The 15,125-nt window shown below is 61.1% G+C and carries 17 protein-coding genes; 5 read left to right on the forward strand and 12 right to left on the reverse strand.

From position 1 onward, the window contains the following. Positions 1 to 89: 89 nt before the first annotated feature. On the forward strand, positions 90 to 287 hold the full coding sequence (locus GDV60_RS06845) for a hypothetical protein (protein WP_029297182.1): 198 nt from the start codon (positions 90 to 92) through the stop codon (positions 285 to 287). A 174-nt stretch (positions 288 to 461) separates the two neighbouring features. Here GDV60_RS06845 and GDV60_RS06850 read toward each other — a convergent pair whose 3' ends face one another. The 11 genes from GDV60_RS06850 to GDV60_RS06900 form a co-directional block, all read right to left on the reverse strand. Further along, positions 462 to 1,226 carry an ABC transporter ATP-binding protein gene (locus GDV60_RS06850; RefSeq protein WP_133714113.1) on the reverse strand — a complete coding sequence of 255 codons (765 nt, stop codon included), beginning with the start codon at positions 1,224 to 1,226 and terminating at the stop codon, positions 462 to 464. A 13-nt stretch (positions 1,227 to 1,239) separates the two neighbouring features. Then, the gene (locus tag GDV60_RS06855; protein ID WP_159906677.1) at positions 1,240 to 2,358 is read right to left on the reverse strand and encodes a succinylglutamate desuccinylase/aspartoacylase family protein; all 1,119 of its coding nucleotides are present in this window, start codon (positions 2,356 to 2,358) and stop codon (positions 1,240 to 1,242) included. A 9-nt stretch (positions 2,359 to 2,367) separates the two neighbouring features. Next, on the reverse strand, positions 2,368 to 3,078 hold the full coding sequence (locus tag GDV60_RS06860) for an ABC transporter permease (protein WP_029297172.1): 711 nt from the start codon (positions 3,076 to 3,078) through the stop codon (positions 2,368 to 2,370). Continuing rightward, entirely contained in the window at positions 3,075 to 3,803 is a 729-nt protein-coding gene (locus GDV60_RS06865) for an ABC transporter permease (protein ID WP_092234039.1), read from the reverse strand. The genes GDV60_RS06860 and GDV60_RS06865 overlap by 4 nt, the downstream gene beginning before the upstream one ends. A gap of 60 nt (positions 3,804 to 3,863) precedes the next feature. Next, a complete protein-coding gene (locus GDV60_RS06870) occupies positions 3,864 to 4,646 on the reverse strand; it encodes a transporter substrate-binding domain-containing protein (RefSeq protein WP_159906679.1) in 783 nt (260 codons plus the stop codon). 243 nt (positions 4,647 to 4,889) lie between these two features. Beyond that, positions 4,890 to 7,331, reverse strand: coding sequence for a penicillin acylase family protein (locus tag GDV60_RS06875; RefSeq protein ID WP_159906681.1), 2,442 nt, complete (start codon positions 7,329 to 7,331; stop codon positions 4,890 to 4,892). Between the two features lie 216 nt (positions 7,332 to 7,547). Continuing rightward, the gene (locus tag GDV60_RS06880) at positions 7,548 to 8,192 is read right to left on the reverse strand and encodes a glutathione S-transferase N-terminal domain-containing protein (protein WP_070995754.1); all 645 of its coding nucleotides are present in this window, start codon (positions 8,190 to 8,192) and stop codon (positions 7,548 to 7,550) included. A 173-nt stretch (positions 8,193 to 8,365) separates the two neighbouring features. Next, entirely contained in the window at positions 8,366 to 8,566 is a 201-nt protein-coding gene (locus GDV60_RS06885; protein WP_026136698.1) for an SEC-C metal-binding domain-containing protein, read from the reverse strand. Then, on the reverse strand, positions 8,563 to 9,054 hold the full coding sequence (locus GDV60_RS06890; RefSeq protein WP_159906683.1) for an LEA type 2 family protein: 492 nt from the start codon (positions 9,052 to 9,054) through the stop codon (positions 8,563 to 8,565). Before GDV60_RS06890 ends, GDV60_RS06885 begins: the two co-directional genes overlap by 4 nt. 125 nt (positions 9,055 to 9,179) lie before the next feature. Then, positions 9,180 to 9,650: a YchJ family protein gene (locus tag GDV60_RS06895; protein ID WP_070995755.1), complete on the reverse strand. Its 471-nt coding sequence runs from the start codon at positions 9,648 to 9,650 to the stop codon at positions 9,180 to 9,182. Between the two features lie 2 nt (positions 9,651 to 9,652). Beyond that, on the reverse strand, positions 9,653 to 10,150 hold the full coding sequence (locus GDV60_RS06900) for a DUF6231 family protein (protein ID WP_029297160.1): 498 nt from the start codon (positions 10,148 to 10,150) through the stop codon (positions 9,653 to 9,655). A gap of 191 nt (positions 10,151 to 10,341) precedes the next feature. Between GDV60_RS06900 and GDV60_RS06905 the strand changes: the two genes are divergently transcribed. From GDV60_RS06905 to GDV60_RS06915, 3 genes are all read left to right on the forward strand, one after another. After that, the gene (locus GDV60_RS06905) at positions 10,342 to 11,037 is read left to right on the forward strand and encodes an OmpA family protein (RefSeq protein WP_159906685.1); all 696 of its coding nucleotides are present in this window, start codon (positions 10,342 to 10,344) and stop codon (positions 11,035 to 11,037) included. A 180-nt stretch (positions 11,038 to 11,217) separates the two neighbouring features. Beyond that, positions 11,218 to 11,508, forward strand: a complete 291-nt coding sequence (locus GDV60_RS06910; RefSeq protein ID WP_092234058.1) for a DUF1145 domain-containing protein — start codon at positions 11,218 to 11,220, stop codon at positions 11,506 to 11,508. Then, complete coding sequence (locus GDV60_RS06915; RefSeq protein WP_159906687.1) at positions 11,501 to 12,259, forward strand: collagen-like protein; 759 nt, start codon at positions 11,501 to 11,503, stop codon at positions 12,257 to 12,259. The genes GDV60_RS06910 and GDV60_RS06915 overlap by 8 nt, the downstream gene beginning before the upstream one ends. 108 nt (positions 12,260 to 12,367) lie before the next feature. On the opposite strand, the gene GDV60_RS06920 is transcribed toward GDV60_RS06915, so the two are convergent. Then, positions 12,368 to 12,832: a CopD family protein gene (locus GDV60_RS06920; RefSeq protein ID WP_070995758.1), complete on the reverse strand. Its 465-nt coding sequence runs from the start codon at positions 12,830 to 12,832 to the stop codon at positions 12,368 to 12,370. A 99-nt stretch (positions 12,833 to 12,931) separates the two neighbouring features. Between GDV60_RS06920 and dinG the strand changes: the two genes are divergently transcribed. Then, positions 12,932 to 15,076 (forward strand): ATP-dependent DNA helicase DinG, encoded by a 2,145-nt coding sequence (gene dinG / locus GDV60_RS06925; protein ID WP_029297151.1) that lies wholly within the window; start codon positions 12,932 to 12,934, stop codon positions 15,074 to 15,076. Positions 15,077 to 15,125: the final 49 nt, after the last annotated feature.

The following is a 15,125-nucleotide window of genomic DNA, read 5'->3' on the forward strand; positions in this document are numbered from 1 at the left end:
CAAGGGAATTTGTCAGCGGGCAGGCACTCTATTGGGTGTACTGCCTCGGCGCGTGCACAGCGCGCCGAGCCACGCTTGAGGAGTACCCTATGAAGATCGACCCGCGAATCAGCGCCGAACTTGCCCGGCTTGAACCCAACCAGATTGGTGTTCTGGCCTGGTCCTTGATGGCCGACCCCGCCGCTGGCGGCATCCCTGGCCAGCCTGACCCCGATACCCCGGAACAACCTACTGAACCTGGCGTACCGACTCTGCCGGACGAGCCACCACCCGCGCCTGTGGCTTGATACCTGTGGCGAGCGGGCTTGCCCCGCGCTGGGCTGCGCAGCAGCCCTGAAACCTGACACCGCAGTTCACCTGGATAAATGCGGCGAAGTTATCTGGACTGTGGCAAGCCCGCTCGCCACAACCAGGCCAGAGTCTGAACAACCTTTTCGCCAGGCCTCAGCGTTGTGCGCTGTTTATTTCAGGTTGCCACTCAAAAACTGCTGCAGTCGCGCGCTTTTCGGGTGGTCCAGCACCTCTTGCGGGGTGCCTTCTTCTTCCACCAGGCCTTGATGCAAGAACAGCACCTGGCTCGAGACCTTGCGCGCAAAACTCATCTCATGGGTCACCATGATCATGGTCCGCCCCTCTTCAGCCAAACCCTGGATCACCTTCAATACTTCGCCGACCAGTTCCGGGTCGAGGGCCGACGTTGGCTCGTCGAACAGCATCACCTCCGGCTCCATCGCCAGGGCGCGTGCGATAGCTACCCGCTGCTGCTGGCCACCCGACAGGAACGCCGGGTACTGGTCCGCTACCCGTGCCGGCAGCCCAACCTTGTCCAGATAACGCCTGGCGCGGTCCTCGGCGTCCTTTTTGCTACACCCCAAGACCCTGCGGGGGGCCATGGTGATGTTCTCCAACACGCTCATATGGCTCCATAGGTTGAAGTGCTGGAACACCATCGCCAGGCGGGTACGCAGGCGCTGTAACTCGGCCTCGTCGGCCACGCGCATACCATGGCGGTCGCTGACCATGCGGATCGGCTGGCCATCAAGGCTCATGGCACCGTCATTGGGTTGTTCAAGGAAATTGATGCAACGCAGGAAGGTGCTTTTCCCCGAACCGCTGGCGCCGATCAGGCTGATCACATCACCGCTTTTGGCCTTTAGCGAAACCCCTTTGAGCACTTCATGGTCGCCATAGCGTTTATGCAGGCCTTCAACGGTCAATTTGTACATGGGGCGTGCATCCTCAAGGCGATAGTAAATAGCCACTGCGATAGGGCGTATGTCCGGCGACATGGGCAATCACCATGCCGGCTGTGGCCATGCGCCGCAGCGACCGGGCATACAGCAGGCCGGCGTGCCGGCAATGGATGGGGCTGACGCGGTCGTTAATGGGGTCGATGACTTCGGCGACCAACTGCCCGGCCTCGAGGTATTCCCCTGGCAGCGCGTGAAACACCAGCAGGCCGCCCACGGGGGTGGTCACCGGCTCGACGGCGGCAAGCGGCGTGGCGGGGTAGGGCAACCCGGGTAGGGGCGCAGGTTCGCCGCTGATGGCGCCAAAGTGCATCAGGTAGTCGATGATCGCCTGACAGTCGAGGCTGGCCAGGCCGTGATTGACATCACCCTGGCCGCGCAACTCCAGGGTCACCGAAAAGCTGCCCAGGGGAATCGCGAAGCGTTGGCCAAACCGTTGCTGCAACTGCCACCAGAGCAGGGTGAAACACTCATCGAAGGACTGCCCGCCGGAATCGGTGGCCAGCAGGCTGGCTTCGGCGCCGATGTAGCGGGCCAACGGCTCGACCTGGGGCCAGGCCTCGGGTGTGGTGTACAGATGGGCGACGGCTTCGAAGTCGCAATGCAGGTCCAGCACCATATCGGCATCACAGGCCAGGCGTTGCAGCACAAGGCGCTGGGATTGCAGTTGCGTGGTGGGTATATGGCGGTCGAGAGCCTGGCGCAGGCTCTCGCGGATCAATGCGACGTTAAGCCGTGGATCATCCCCCAGCAGGCCTTCGACCTGATTGCCGACCTCTTCACTGAGGTCGATAAACAGACGATTGAAGTTCTGCCCGCTCTCCAGTTCGTAGCGGCCCAGGGGAATATCCATCAATACCTGTTCCAGGCCTACCGGGTTGGCGACGGGCACCAGCACGATTTCGCTACGCAGGCGGCCGGCAGTGGCCAGTTCCGCCAGGCGTGCCTTCAAGTGCCAGGCCACCAGCATGCCGGGCAACTCGTCGGCGTGCAGCGAGGCCTGGATATAGATTTTTCCTTCGGCCTGCTCTGGCCCGAAGTGGAAGCTGTGGATCTGCCGTGCGGTGCCGGGCACCGGTGCGAGGATGGGGTGAATCTGTTGCCGCATAGGGGCTCCTTAATGACCAGGCCCGAGAAAGGCCAGCCAGCGACGCTCCGCCAGACGAAACAGACCGACCAGGGCAAACGTCACGGTCAGGTAGATCAGCGCAGCGATACCAAACGATTGGAACGTGAGGAAGGTGGCCGAGTTGGCGTCCCGGGCCACTTTGAGGATGTCCGGGATCGTCGCGGTAAAGGCCACCGTCGTCGAGTGCAGCATCAGGATCACTTCATTACTGTAGTACGGCAATGAACGACGCAGGGCCGAGGGCATGATCACGTAGGCATACAGTTTCCAGCCGCTCAGGCCATAAGCTTTCGCCGCCTCGACCTCACCGTGGGCCATGCTGCGGATGGCCCCGGCGAAGATTTCCGTGGTGTAGGCGCAGGTGTTGAGGGCAAACGCAAGCAGGGTGCAGTTCATTGCGTCGCGAAAAAACGCATCCAGCACCGGCTGGGCACGAATGGCAGCCAGGCTGTAGATGCCGGTGTAGCAAATCAGCAACTGGATGTAGAGCGGTGTGCCGCGAAACAGGTAGGTGTAAAACTGCACCGGCCAGCGCACCCAGCGGTTGGGCGAGACGCGGGCGATGGATAACGGGATCGACACCACGAAACCGATGCAGAGCGAAGCCGTGAGCAACCACATCGTCATGGCCAGGCCCGTTATGTGGTTGCCGTCGCTGTAGAGGAAGGGGCGCCAGTATTCCTGCAAGAGTTCGATCATCGCACCGCCTCCCGAACACCTGCCGCGTAACGGGTTTCCAGCCTGCGCAGGACGAAGTTTGATGCGCTGGTGATGGCCAGGTAGATCAAGGCCGCGACCACCAGGAAAAAGAACAACTGATAGGTGCTTTTGCCCGCATCCTGGGCGGCCTTGACCACGTCGGCCAGGCCGATGATCGACACCAGTGCCGTGGCCTTGAGCATCACCATCCAGTTATTGCCGATACCCGGTAGGGCAAAGCGCATCATTTGCGGGAAGGTCACGTAGCGAAAGCGCTGCCGGCGTGAGAGGCCATAAGCCGTGGCGGCCTCCAACTGGCCGCGGGGCACGGCGAGGATCGCACCGCGGAACGTCTCGGTGAAATACGCACCGTAGATAAAACCCAGGGTAATCACCCCGGCGCCGAAGGGGTTGATCTCGATGTATTCCCATTCCATGTAGTCGGTGAAACTGGTCAGCCAGGTTTGCAGGCTGTAGAAAATCAGCAGCATCAGCACCAGATCCGGCACGCCGCGAATCAGGGTGGTGTAGAGCTGGGCGGGGATGCGCAACAGCGCCACGCTCGACAACTTGGCGCTGGCCCCGAGCAGGCCCAGCACGACGCTGACGGCCAGGGACAGCACCGACAACTTGATGGTCATCCAGGTGCCTTGCAGCAATAGCGGGCCAAACCCTTGCAGGCTGAACGCGCCAAGCCCGAGGGTCTGCAGCAGGTCTTCAAACATGGGGTATGCCCTTGGCCATCGATAGTGCGCCCACCCCTTGGCGGAGTGGGCGCCGCAGCATTACTTGCCGCTGTACAGGTTCAGATCGCCAAAGTGTTTTTTCTGGATGGTGGCGTAGGTGCCATCATCGTGTAACGCTTTGATACCTTTATCCAAGAGGGCTTTCAGCTCTTTGTTACCTTTTGCGATGCCCACGGCGGTCTTGGAGGGCAGCATTTCGCTGTCTACCGGCTTGCTGACTTCGTAGTCCGCGCCTTGCGACGACTTCAAAAAGCCCAGCTCGGCTTGCAGCATGTCCTGGATCGATGCATCAAGGCGGCCCGAGGTCAGGTCGGCATACACCTGGTCCTGGTTCTGGTAGGCCTGGGTTTTTACCCCGGCTTTGTCCAGCACGGCCTTGGCATAGGCTTCCTGGATGGTGCCTTGCTCATAACCCACGGTCTTGCCTTTGAGCGACGCAATATCTTCGCTCAGGCCGGCGCCTTTCTTGAACACGTAGGAAGTGGGGCCGGAAAACAGCTCGCTGGAGAAGTCGATAACCTTCTCGCGTGCCGGGGTCACGGTCATCGACGAAATCACGCCGTCGAACTTCTTGGCTTTGAGGCCCGGGATCATGCCGTCAAAGTCGCTTTCTACCCACTTGCACTTGACCTTCAGCTCCGCACAAATGGCGTTGCCCAGGTCGATATCGAAGCCCACCAGGCTACCGTCGGCCGCCTTGGATTCAAACGGCGCGTAGGAAGGGTCCACACCAAAACGCAATTCTTTGTATTCCTTGGCCAGGGCGGTACCGGCGGCCATGCACAGAGCGAGTGCAGAAAGGGTCAGCAATGCTTTTTTCATTATGTAATCCCTGGAAACCACGATAAGCGCTTGTGGCGCGATTAGGACTGTTACTGAACGGGGTCAGGCAAATCGCAAGTAGCAATTTCTGCACCATAGTTCCGAACGGTCTTTTTAATAGGTGGGATTACGCGAAGGGTAACGTGGCAAGAGCCCGATATCGGGCGCTACATAGCTTCAGCACCATTGCAGTGCAGCCTGATCATCAATGGCAGGAGCTGGCATGCCAGCTCCTGCATCGGGTTATTTCCCAGGGGTCAGCGTCAATCGGGTCTTGCCGTACGCCTTGTCAAAGTTCTGTGGTTGCATCGGGAAGCTCAAGTACTGCGCCTTGAGCCACGGATCGATGCCATTGGCATAGTACGGGCTGGCAGGGTTGCCGGATTGGCCGATACCGCCCTGGCCCATCATGGGTTCTACCTGACCGAAATCCACAATCATGCGCATGGCCTGGACTTGGGTGGTGGCGAAATCCTGCCCCCAGTTGTAGGGCGCAGCGTTCAACGTAGTGTGATCACCACCTGCCGCCAACGGGCCACGCAAGGTTTGGCCACTGCTGGTTTTCCAGGTGTAGCTGTGCAGTTTGCCCCATTGCCAGGCCTTGTGATCTGCACCCAACAAGCTGTCGCCGGCGGTGATTGCTGCGACCAGGCTGCGGGCGAGGATCGCCGGTTTGTCTTCTTTTTGCGCCGTGCGCAGGTCGTCCCAGAATGGGCTGTCTTCACGTCCCAACAGATGGTCGGCCTGGGCGGCGTAGGACAGGTTGGCGTTGCTGACAAACGCTTTCCAGGTGGCGCTGGTTTCCGGGTCCAGTTCATCGAGGAAAATCTGCTTGGCGCTTTCTTGCAGGAACAGTTGGTAGATCGCAGCATCGCTCGACGTGGCTGCCAGGCGCCCGTCGAACGCCATCAGTCGGCCCAGGGCCTCCTGGGCCTTGGCCCGATCGGCGGCAGGCAGGGCATCGATCGCCTGTTTCAGTGGCAGGGCCATACCCGGTGCCTGGAACATGCCTTTGAGCTTGGCAGCGAACAGCGTGGTCTGGTCGTACTGCATGGCAATCACGCTACGGCTGTCGTGTTTGCCGTTGCCGGCCAGTTGCGCCAGGCGTTCGCTGCGTTCGGGTACGGCCCAGGAGTTGGACAGTTGCATGCCATAGCCGTGGGGCACGGTGCGTTGGTTGGCGGTGCCGACCCAACCTTGTGGCGGGTCCTGGTCATAGGGGTGCAGCATCGCGTCGGCGTAGCCATCCCAGTCAAAGCGCCCGTCCCAGCCTGGCGACGGCAGCAGGCCTTCGCCTTCGCGGCGGTTGGGGAAGCGCCCGGTGACCTGCCAGCCAATATTGCTGGCGTCGGCAAACACCATGTTCAGGGGGATGGCACGAATCTCACGGCTGGCGTCCGAGGCTTTTTCCACGTTCTGCGCCCGGGACAGGTCGAAAAACGCATCCAGGCTCTTGTCATCCTTGAAGTCGGCGGTTTGCAGGGCCAGGCCGTAGCCGCTGGTCAGCGACTGGGCGCTGTTGAGCAGCGGCCCGTGGCGGGTTTCGTACACCGTTTCGCGAATCGGCCGCTGGCCCTTGGCGAAGAAGGTTTCGTTACGCACGATGGTCGGCACCCATTTGCCATTGTGCTCGTAGTACAGCGCGCTGCCCTGGCGTCTGACCTTTTCCAGGAACAGGTCCTGGGTATCGCCGGAGACCTGGCTCATGCTCCAGGCCACCTTGCCATTGAAGCCGGATAGCAGCGTAGGTACCCCGGCAATCGACACCCCGGCCGCCTGGTATTTCGGTGCGCGGATTTGTACGAACGTCCACAGGGACGGTGCCTGCATCGGCGTCGACAGGTCGTTCGCCAGCAGGCTGCGGCCACTGCGGCTGCGTTGCGGGGCGATGGCCCAGTTGCTGGCGGTGGAAACCCCAAGGGTGTTGAGGCTGCCCAGGCGCTCGTTGATGCTGGTGAGCGTGGCAAGGCCGGGAATCTGCCCGAGGTTGACGCCCTTGAGCTTCTCGGCTTCCGCCGCAGGCAGGGGTTCGTCCGGGTAGCTTGGGGTCAGCCAGGCGAGTTTGTCGGCGCCGACTTTTTGCGCCAACACCAGGGCGGACAACTCTTCCTGCAGGTTGGCCGACTCACTGAAATTGAGCAGGCAGAACAGCAGCGCCGAATCCTCTGGCTTCCAGTATTCGGGCTTGTAGCCGCTCTGGGCCAGGTCTGCCGGCAGCTTGTCGCGGTAGCGGAACAGGTAGGCATTGACCCCGCGGGCATACACTTCGAAGAAGCGCTTGAGGCGCGGTGACGAGGCGTTGTATAGCTCGCTGGCGCTTTTCTTGAGGTTTACCGCGCGCATGAAACGGTCGACATCCAGCACATCCGGCCCGGACATTTCTGCCAGGCGGCCCTGGGCCAGCAGGCGCAGTGTGACCATCTGGTTGATCCGATCGCTGGCGTGCACATAACCGAGGGTGAACAGTGCGTCGTGGAAGGTGTTGCTTTCGATCAGCGGCATACCCTGGCTGTTGCGCCGCACGGAGACATTTTGCGCCAGGCCCTTGAGCGGCTGTACGCCGGAAACGGGAGGCAGAGTGTCCTGGCTGTTCAGTGACTGGCAACCGGCCAGGCCCAAGGCACTGGCCACTGCCGCGGCAACGCCGAACCGGGGAAGAAAGCGTGAGAGGGCTGGCGAGGCCATGGCAAAGCTCCTGCGGGGGGTAGCGTCAGTAAAGGCGCTACGTTAGTGAGCGCGGCGAACCGACGCAAGCGGGAGGCGATGCTAATTTTTTCAAACACTCGCAAACCCTTGTAGGAGCCGGCTTGCCGGCGAAAAACTACCAGGCGCCACGCTTATCCAGGCCCCGGCGTTTTCGTTGACGATCTTCGCCGGGTAGCCAGTTCCTACAGGGCACGATCAGGATTTCGGCGGGTTGACCTTCTGTACCAAGTCATAGGCCCGCACCGTCGCCGGGCGTTCCTTGATCAGGTTGAACCAGCGATGCAGGTGGGGGAAATCTTCCAGGCGCTGGCTCTGCCATTTGTGGGAAACAATCCACGGGTAGATCGCCATATCGGCAATGCTGTAGGCCTCGCCGGCGACGAAGCTGCGATCGGCCAGGCGCCGGTCCAGCACGCCATAGAGGCGCGCGGTTTCATCGACGTAGCGTTTGATGGCGTAGGGGATCTTTTCCGGGGCGAACTGGCTGAAATGGTGATTCTGCCCGGCCATCGGGCCCAGGCCGCCCATTTGCCAGAACAACCATTGCAGTACTTCCTGGCGAGCGCGCAGGTCCTTGGGCAGGAACTGACCGGTTTTTTCCGCGAGGTACAGCAGGATGGCGCCGGATTCAAACAGGGAAATCGGTGCGCCACCGTCACTCGGCTGCTGATCGACAATCGCCGGAATGCGGTTGTTGGGCGCGATCTTCAGGAAGTCTGGCTTGAACTGGTCGCCCTGGCCAATGTTGATCGGGTGCACCTCGTAGGGCAGGCCGGCTTCTTCCAGGAACAACGAAATCTTGTGACCGTTGGGGGTGGTCCAGTAATACAGGTCGATCATGAAGCTCTCCAGGATTGGTGATGCTTGAACGGGCAGGGCGCCCGATGATGTGCCTGTAGGTATAGGTAATGGTCGACTAGGGAAAATTCAATGAAATATTTGGGTCTATCGATAGAACCGTAGGAGCCGGCTTGCTGGTAAAGACCGACAAGCCTGCGCCTACGTAAGGCGTATCAGGCGCCGTGGCACTTCTTGAACTTCTTGGCGCTGCCGCATGGGCATGGGTCGTTGCGGCCCACATCCTTCAGGGCATTGCGCACGGGTTCCTGGTGGGCATGGCCGCAGTTCGGGCCGTGGACATGACCATGGTCGTGATCGTGATGATCGTGATCGTGGTTGCAGTCAGGACCATGGACATGGGGTTGCTGAGTCATTGGTGTCGCTCCGGAATAAAATCGCCGGGGATTATCTCGTCATTGCGCATCACGTGCACGTCGTTACCGATGAATAATCCGGTTTTCAGTTCACCTTCCAGGCGATAGGGGATGGGCCGGTCCGGGTTTTTCAACAGGTCGGCGATTTCTCGCACCTGCGGCCACAGGTTGGTGCGCACCGTGACTTTGAAAAATCCCCGGCCATGGGGCGCAATTGTCAGCCATTCGTTGGACTCGCCTTCGGTCAGTTGCACATCGGCCAGGCTGATCTTGTAGATCAGGCCGCGCACGGTCAGGTCCGAGTCGCCGCGGTTATCCACACGAAAGTGCAGCTTGAATTTCTGTTCCAGCAACTTGGCGCGCACCAACTCCACCTTGACCAGGTGGATCTGCGGTGGCGGCGTGTCATCGGCGAACCAGGACGTGCATCCCGAGAGCCCAACGGCCAGCATCAACAAATAGCTATAGCTTCGTAATCGGCTGACCATGACGCATTCCTTTGTAGGAGCCGGCTTGCCGGCGATGGTCGTCAACGATGACGAGGGCAGTCTGGGTAAATGCGGTGCGCTTGCCTTCTTCGCGAGCAAGCTTGCTCCTACAAAGAAGCGGATTCTTACAGGTAGCTGGAACAGCACTTCTTGAACTTCTGCCCGCTGCCGCACAGGCAGGCATCATTGCGTCCCGCCTTCACCTCCACGGTAGGGTCAATAAAGTACCAGTGCCCATCGTTCTGTACGAAAGACGACTGTTCCCGGTGGCTATGTTCGCCGGTGCTGTCATGCCAGCGCGCGGTAAAGGTGACGAAGGCATGTTCCGGCTGCCCACCAAACACCTCGGAACTTTCGACCTCCAGGCCCAGCCAGGTGCTTTGCGCGCTCCAGGCCCCGATAGCCTCACGATCCAGGCCGCTGCGTTGTGCCGGTAGCGTAGTCGCCACCAGGTAATCCACCAACCCCAGCACATAGGCGCTGTAGCGTGAGCGCATCAACGCCGTGGCGCAGGGTGCGGGGTGGCCAGAGTGATAATGGCCGCAGCAGGCATCCAGCAGGTTGCCGCTGCCGCAAGGGCAAATGGAGGTGCTCATGGTTACCACCAGTACTTTCCAAAGTTTTCCGGGTTGGCCCAGAACCGGGCGTTCAGCCAGTCCGGTACCTGTTTGTATTCAAGCAGATCGTAGGTAAACAGCGTCAGTACCTGATTGTCGCGGCAAAAGTGCTCGCTGGTCTGCAGGGCCAGGGAGAAAAAATCAGTGTCTTTCCAGCCGCAGGCCGCCAGGTCGGCGAGGACGGCTATACGGCTGGCATTGAGGTTGCGCACGCCGCCCAGTAGCTCCAACCCTGCACGTTTTGACAGGTGCTCCAGGCAGTCGACCACCAGGGCCAGGTCAAATCGCTGGGCCGCCAGGTCGGCAGGCAATGGCCCGGGCCCTGCGACGCAGACCACGGTGTCCGGGTGGGCCTGCTTGAACGCATCCAGCGCCGGGAAGTGGCCGGCACCCAATACCAGCAGGCGTTTGGGGGCTTGGCGATCAAGCAGGGCAGCGAGTGATTGCTGCGGCGTACGGGAAGAATTACCGGCGGTCATCGAAGATCCTCACATCAGAACCGTGAAGACTAGCCTGCTTGAGCGCGCGGGCCTAGAGCGGGCGGCGGCCTGTCGGCTGGAAAAAGCAGCGTGGGCCAATGAATACGGGGGTGTGGCGCGCTGGCGCGGATGAAAAGAGCGGTCTTTACTCCACCCATCGGCTTGCGGCCGATCCCCTCAGGAGAAATCAAATGAGCATCATGCGGACAGCTCTACCCTTGGTTCTGCTAACCGGAGTATTGACAGGTTGCGCAGGCTTGCAAAAAACCGATTGGCCCACCTGTGCAGCCCTCGGCGGCGTAACCGGTGCCGCGCTGGGCGCCACCGAAAGTTCGTCATGGGCCGGCGGTGGTGCGTTGTTGATCGGCGGCATGGCCGGCGCCTATTGCTGGGTCCATGGCGACGGTGATGAGGATGGCGACGGTGTACCCGACAGCCGCGACCAATGCCCGGGCACCCCCAAAGGCGTGCAGGTCGATGCCAATGGCTGCCCGCCAGTACCCGAGGCGGTAGTCGTCGAAGAAGTGGTGGTGGTCAAGGAAGAGACCATCGTGATTCGTGACGTGCACTTTGAGTTCGACTCGGCCCGGCTGACGGCGGCTGATAAAACCAAGCTCGACACCGTCGCCGCACGCCTGAAACAGGAGGCGCCGAGTGCCCAACTGCGGGTCAGCGGGCATACCGACAGCGTCGGTAAAGATGCGTACAACCAGAAGCTCTCGGAAAAACGCGCCCATTCGGTGACCGACTACCTGGTCAGCTCCGGGGTGCCCCGCAGCAACTTTGTGTCGGTGACAGGTGCTGGTGAAACCCACCCGCTGGCGGACAACAAAACCGCCGACGGCCGTGCCCTGAACCGCCGCGTGGAAATCCAGATCAACCGCTAGCGCGCTGCACACCTGCCCCTGGGTGGCTCCAGGGGCATTTCTGACGGAAGCTTCAGACAATCCTCGGCGATCTGGTCGCCAAATCGCAGCTATCTCAAGTTTTTTTATCCTTCACTGGCAAATCGCCTGTAGAACTCGTTACTGTGCGCCCAAAGAATAATGTGCAAGGGGGCGTAGGGCATGAAGCTGTTGTTGCGATTGGGGAAGTTGCTGGCGATGCTGTTCTGGGTCGTTGTGCTGGTCAATCTGTTCAAACCGCTGACCAATCCATTTCATCTGCTGGTCAACCTGGTCGGTATCCTGTTGTTGCTGACCCATCTTCTGGAGTTGGTGTTATTCAACGCCAGCGTCAAACATCGTGCCCACCCTTGGCGTGACCGCCTGCTGATCCTGTTGCTGGGAATGTTCCATATAAAGAGCCTGCCTGCACCTACGGCTGATCAAGACAACAAGGATGGCAATCATGCGTAACGTTCTTCTCCTGGCCCTGCTGGTCAGCCCCATTGCCTTGGCCGAAAGCGTCAGCGTCGAGACCAACTCGTTGCTGCGCTTGCCCAACAGCACCAGCGTGCTGCAGTTGGAACGCCTGGAAGTGGCCGACTATGGCACCTTGTTGATTCCGGCGAATATCACCCAGGTCACCGTCGACGAACTGCACCTGGGCCGCGACGCGCGGATCGCCATCGTGCCCAGCGCCTCGGCCCTGCAATTGCAGGTACGGCATGCGCAGTTGGAGCATGGCAGCCAGATCACCTCCCGGGGGGCACCCGGCACCCATGAAAAGCCGGCCAAGCCGGGGCGTGACCTGACGTTGCGGATCAATGCATTGAATGCGCAGCTATTGTCTGTCGATGCCCGGGGTGGCACCGGCGCCCAAGGTTATAGCGGCCTGGATGGCGCCAATGGCGAAGACCCAGGGTGCACCTGGGGTTCGGCCGGGCGTGGCGCCAATGGCGACAACGGCGGCGACGGGCTGCCAGGCGCTGCGGGTGCGACAGTGCGCATCGAATTGCCACAGGATTATCCGAGCGAGCAGATAAAGGTCTGGGTCGACGGCGGTGCTGGCGGCTTGCCGGGTGTTGCCGGCAAACCGGGCAAGGGCGGGCAGTCCAAGGGGTGCCTGGTGTACCGCGCCGATGGCGGCGAGAAAGGCCGGCCGGGGTTGGAAGGTCAGGCAGGGCCTTCCGGACCTGCCGGCACGGTGACCATCCAACGGCTTTGAGCTATAGGCACTGGCCCCATCGCGGGCAAGCCCGCTCCCACACTTGATTTGCGAACCGATTCAAATGTGGGAGCGGGCTTGCCCGCGATGAGGCCCTGAAGAGCACCCTCAGAACATCGGCCGAGCCGAGGCAACCGCCACCACCACCAATCCCACAATCAGATTGATCCCTACCAACTTTCGGATTTTTCCCAGCACCTGCGCGCCCGTCGCCCAGTCCTCGGCCGCCACAGCCGTGCGCAGTTCAGGCAGTTGCAACGCCTGGATGCGGATAAACAGCGCCGTCATCACTACATATAGCCCCATCATCACCTGCACATAACGCGGTGCGGTTTCAAACCCGTTGAAGCGCAGTTGCAATAGGCCGACGCCACTGATCGGCAAGATCAGCACCGCCACCCAGACCCACACGAAAAAACGTGGAAACACATTCGTCCACAGTTTCAGCCGCGCCGGCCCTTCAAGCGCCGCCACAGCGGCCGGGCGCAGGATCATCCAGGCGAAAAACATACCACCGACCCATACCAGGGCGGCCAATACATGCAGGGTGTAGGCAAGGCTAAAGACGGTCATTGAGGTACTCCGTTCTGCGCGGGATTAATTAGCGGGGTATGATAGCGGCCGATCCGAACCACTGAAAATTTATCCAGCGTTTTTTGCGCCCGACTATCCATGATCAGCACTGAACTCAAAACCACGATCCAGGGCGCCTACTCGCGTTTTCTCGAAGCCAAGAGCTTGAAACCGCGTTACGGCCAGCGCCTGATGATCGCCGAAGTAGCCAAGGTCCTCGGGGATATCGACACCGACGACGAAGGCCGGCGCAGTGGCGACCCCGCGGTCGTGGCCGTCGAGGCCGGCACCGGTACCGGCAAGACCGTAGCCTACAGCCTGGCGGCGATTCCTACTGCCAAGGCCGCCGGCAAGCGCCTGGTGATTGCCACCGCCACCGTGGCCCTGCAGGAGCAGATCGTCTACAAAGATCTGCCAGACCTGATGCGCAACAGCGGCCTGAGCTTCACCTTTGCCCTGGCCAAGGGCCGTGGCCGTTATATGTGCCTGTCCAAACTGGACGTGCTGCTCCAGGAAGGCCACGCGCAAACCGCCACGGCCTCGCTGTTCGAAGAAGAAGGCTTCAAGATCGAAGTCGATGAGGCCAGCCAGAAGCTGTTTACCAGCATGATCGAGAAGCTGGCCGGCAATAAGTGGGATGGTGACCGCGACAGCTGGCCCAATGCCCTGGAAGACGCCGACTGGGCGCGCCTGACCACCGATCATAGCCAGTGCACCAACCGTCACTGCCCCAATTTCGGCCAGTGCGCCTTCTACAAGGCCCGCGAAGGCATGGGCAAGGTTGACGTGATTGTCACCAACCACGACATGGTCCTCGCCGACCTGGCCCTGGGTGGCGGGGCGGTGCTACCTGACCCGCGTGACACGCTGTACGTGTTCGACGAAGGCCACCACTTGCCGGACAAGGCCATCGGCCACTTCGCCCACTACACGCGCCTGCGGTCCACTGCCGACTGGCTGGAAACCACCGCCAAGAACCTCACCAAGCTGCTGGCCCAGCATCCGCTGCCCGGCGACCTGGGCAAGCTGATCGAGCAGGTGCCGGAGCTGGCGCGGGAGATCAAGACCCAGCAACAGTTCATGTTCAGCGCCTGCGAGCAGGTGGCGGACTTCAAGCCCGGCGAAGACGTCGAAGGCCGCGAACGGCCCCGCCATCGCTTTGTCGGCGGGCTGATCCCCGAGCACATGCGCGAGATGGGCGTGGAGTTGAAGAAGGGCTTTTCACGCCTGACTGATCTGTTCACCCGCCTCACCGACTTGCTCAAGGAAGGCATGGACGGCGAGGTCAATATCGGCATTGCCAGCAACCAGGCCGAAGAGTGGTACCCGCTGTTTGGCAGCCTGCTGTCCCGTGCCCAGGGCAACTGGGAGTTGTGGACCGCCTTTACCGTCGAAGACCCGGAAGACAATCCGCCCATGGCTCGCTGGCTGACGCTGTCGGAAAGCGGCGCGTTGTTCGATATCGAAGTCAACGCCAGCCCGATCCTCGCGGCGGAGATGCTGCGGCGCAACCTGTGGAACGTAGCCTACGGCGCCCTTGTGACCTCGGCCACCCTGACCGCCCTCGGTACCTTCGAGCGCTTTCGCATGCGTGCCGGCCTGCCGAAAAAGGCGGTTACCGCCGTGGTGCCCAGCCCGTTCCACCACGCCGACGCCGGTGTGCTGCGGGTGCCGGATCTCAAGGCCGACCCACGGGATGCGCCGGCCCACACCGCAGCAATCATTCGTGACCTGCCGTCGCTGGTGGAGGGTTCCAAAGGCACGCTGGTGCTGTTCTCGTCACGCAAACAGATGCAAGACGTGTTCGACGGCCTCGACCGCGACTGGCGCAAACAGGTATTCATCCAGGGCAACCTGTCGAAACAGGAAACCCTGAACAAGCACAAGGCGCGGGTCGATGGTGGGGATTCCAGTGTGCTGTTCGGCCTGGCGAGCTTTGCCGAAGGTGTCGACTTGCCCGGGGCTTACTGCGAACACGTGGTGATCGCGAAGATCCCGTTCTCGGTGCCTGACGATCCGGTCGAGGCCGCGCTGGCCGAATGGATCGAAGCTCGTGGCGGCAATCCGTTCATGGAGATCTCCGTGCCGGATGCCTCGTTGAAGCTGGTCCAGGCCTGTGGCCGCTTGCTGCGTACTGAAGAGGACCGTGGCACCATCACCTTGCTCGACCGCCGATTGGTCACTCAACGCTATGGCAAGGCTATCCTGAATGCCTTGCCGCCTTTCCGGCGCGAAATTTCTTAAGCCACAGTGGGCGAAGTCGCCCACTTCGTGGTCTATCTCGTTTATGTCA

Origin of the sequence: Pseudomonas sp. DTU12.1, assembly GCF_009873475.1 — a bacterium.
Taxonomy (GTDB): domain Bacteria; phylum Pseudomonadota; class Gammaproteobacteria; order Pseudomonadales; family Pseudomonadaceae; genus Aquipseudomonas; species Aquipseudomonas proteolytica.

Excerpts from the sequence above, each read along its gene's own strand:
- GDV60_RS06845 (WP_029297182.1), top strand. The coding sequence starts at position 90 with ATGAAGATCGACCCGCGAATCAGCGCCGAACTTGCCCGGCTTGAACCC.
- GDV60_RS06850 (WP_133714113.1), bottom strand. The coding sequence starts at position 1,226 with ATGTACAAATTGACCGTTGAAGGCCTGCATAAACGCTATGGCGACCAT.
- GDV60_RS06855 (WP_159906677.1), bottom strand. The coding sequence starts at position 2,358 with ATGCGGCAACAGATTCACCCCATCCTCGCACCGGTGCCCGGCACCGCA.
- GDV60_RS06860 (WP_029297172.1), bottom strand. The coding sequence starts at position 3,078 with ATGATCGAACTCTTGCAGGAATACTGGCGCCCCTTCCTCTACAGCGAC.
- GDV60_RS06865 (WP_092234039.1), bottom strand. The coding sequence starts at position 3,803 with ATGTTTGAAGACCTGCTGCAGACCCTCGGGCTTGGCGCGTTCAGCCTG.
- GDV60_RS06870 (WP_159906679.1), bottom strand. The coding sequence starts at position 4,646 with ATGAAAAAAGCATTGCTGACCCTTTCTGCACTCGCTCTGTGCATGGCC.
- GDV60_RS06875 (WP_159906681.1), bottom strand. The coding sequence starts at position 7,331 with ATGGCCTCGCCAGCCCTCTCACGCTTTCTTCCCCGGTTCGGCGTTGCC.
- GDV60_RS06880 (WP_070995754.1), bottom strand. The coding sequence starts at position 8,192 with ATGATCGACCTGTATTACTGGACCACCCCCAACGGTCACAAGATTTCG.
- GDV60_RS06885 (WP_026136698.1), bottom strand. The coding sequence starts at position 8,566 with ATGACTCAGCAACCCCATGTCCATGGTCCTGACTGCAACCACGATCAC.
- GDV60_RS06890 (WP_159906683.1), bottom strand. The coding sequence starts at position 9,054 with ATGGTCAGCCGATTACGAAGCTATAGCTATTTGTTGATGCTGGCCGTT.
- GDV60_RS06895 (WP_070995755.1), bottom strand. The coding sequence starts at position 9,650 with ATGAGCACCTCCATTTGCCCTTGCGGCAGCGGCAACCTGCTGGATGCC.
- GDV60_RS06900 (WP_029297160.1), bottom strand. The coding sequence starts at position 10,150 with ATGACCGCCGGTAATTCTTCCCGTACGCCGCAGCAATCACTCGCTGCC.
- GDV60_RS06905 (WP_159906685.1), top strand. The coding sequence starts at position 10,342 with ATGAGCATCATGCGGACAGCTCTACCCTTGGTTCTGCTAACCGGAGTA.
- GDV60_RS06910 (WP_092234058.1), top strand. The coding sequence starts at position 11,218 with ATGAAGCTGTTGTTGCGATTGGGGAAGTTGCTGGCGATGCTGTTCTGG.
- GDV60_RS06915 (WP_159906687.1), top strand. The coding sequence starts at position 11,501 with ATGCGTAACGTTCTTCTCCTGGCCCTGCTGGTCAGCCCCATTGCCTTG.
- GDV60_RS06920 (WP_070995758.1), bottom strand. The coding sequence starts at position 12,832 with ATGACCGTCTTTAGCCTTGCCTACACCCTGCATGTATTGGCCGCCCTG.
- dinG (WP_029297151.1), top strand. The coding sequence starts at position 12,932 with ATGATCAGCACTGAACTCAAAACCACGATCCAGGGCGCCTACTCGCGT.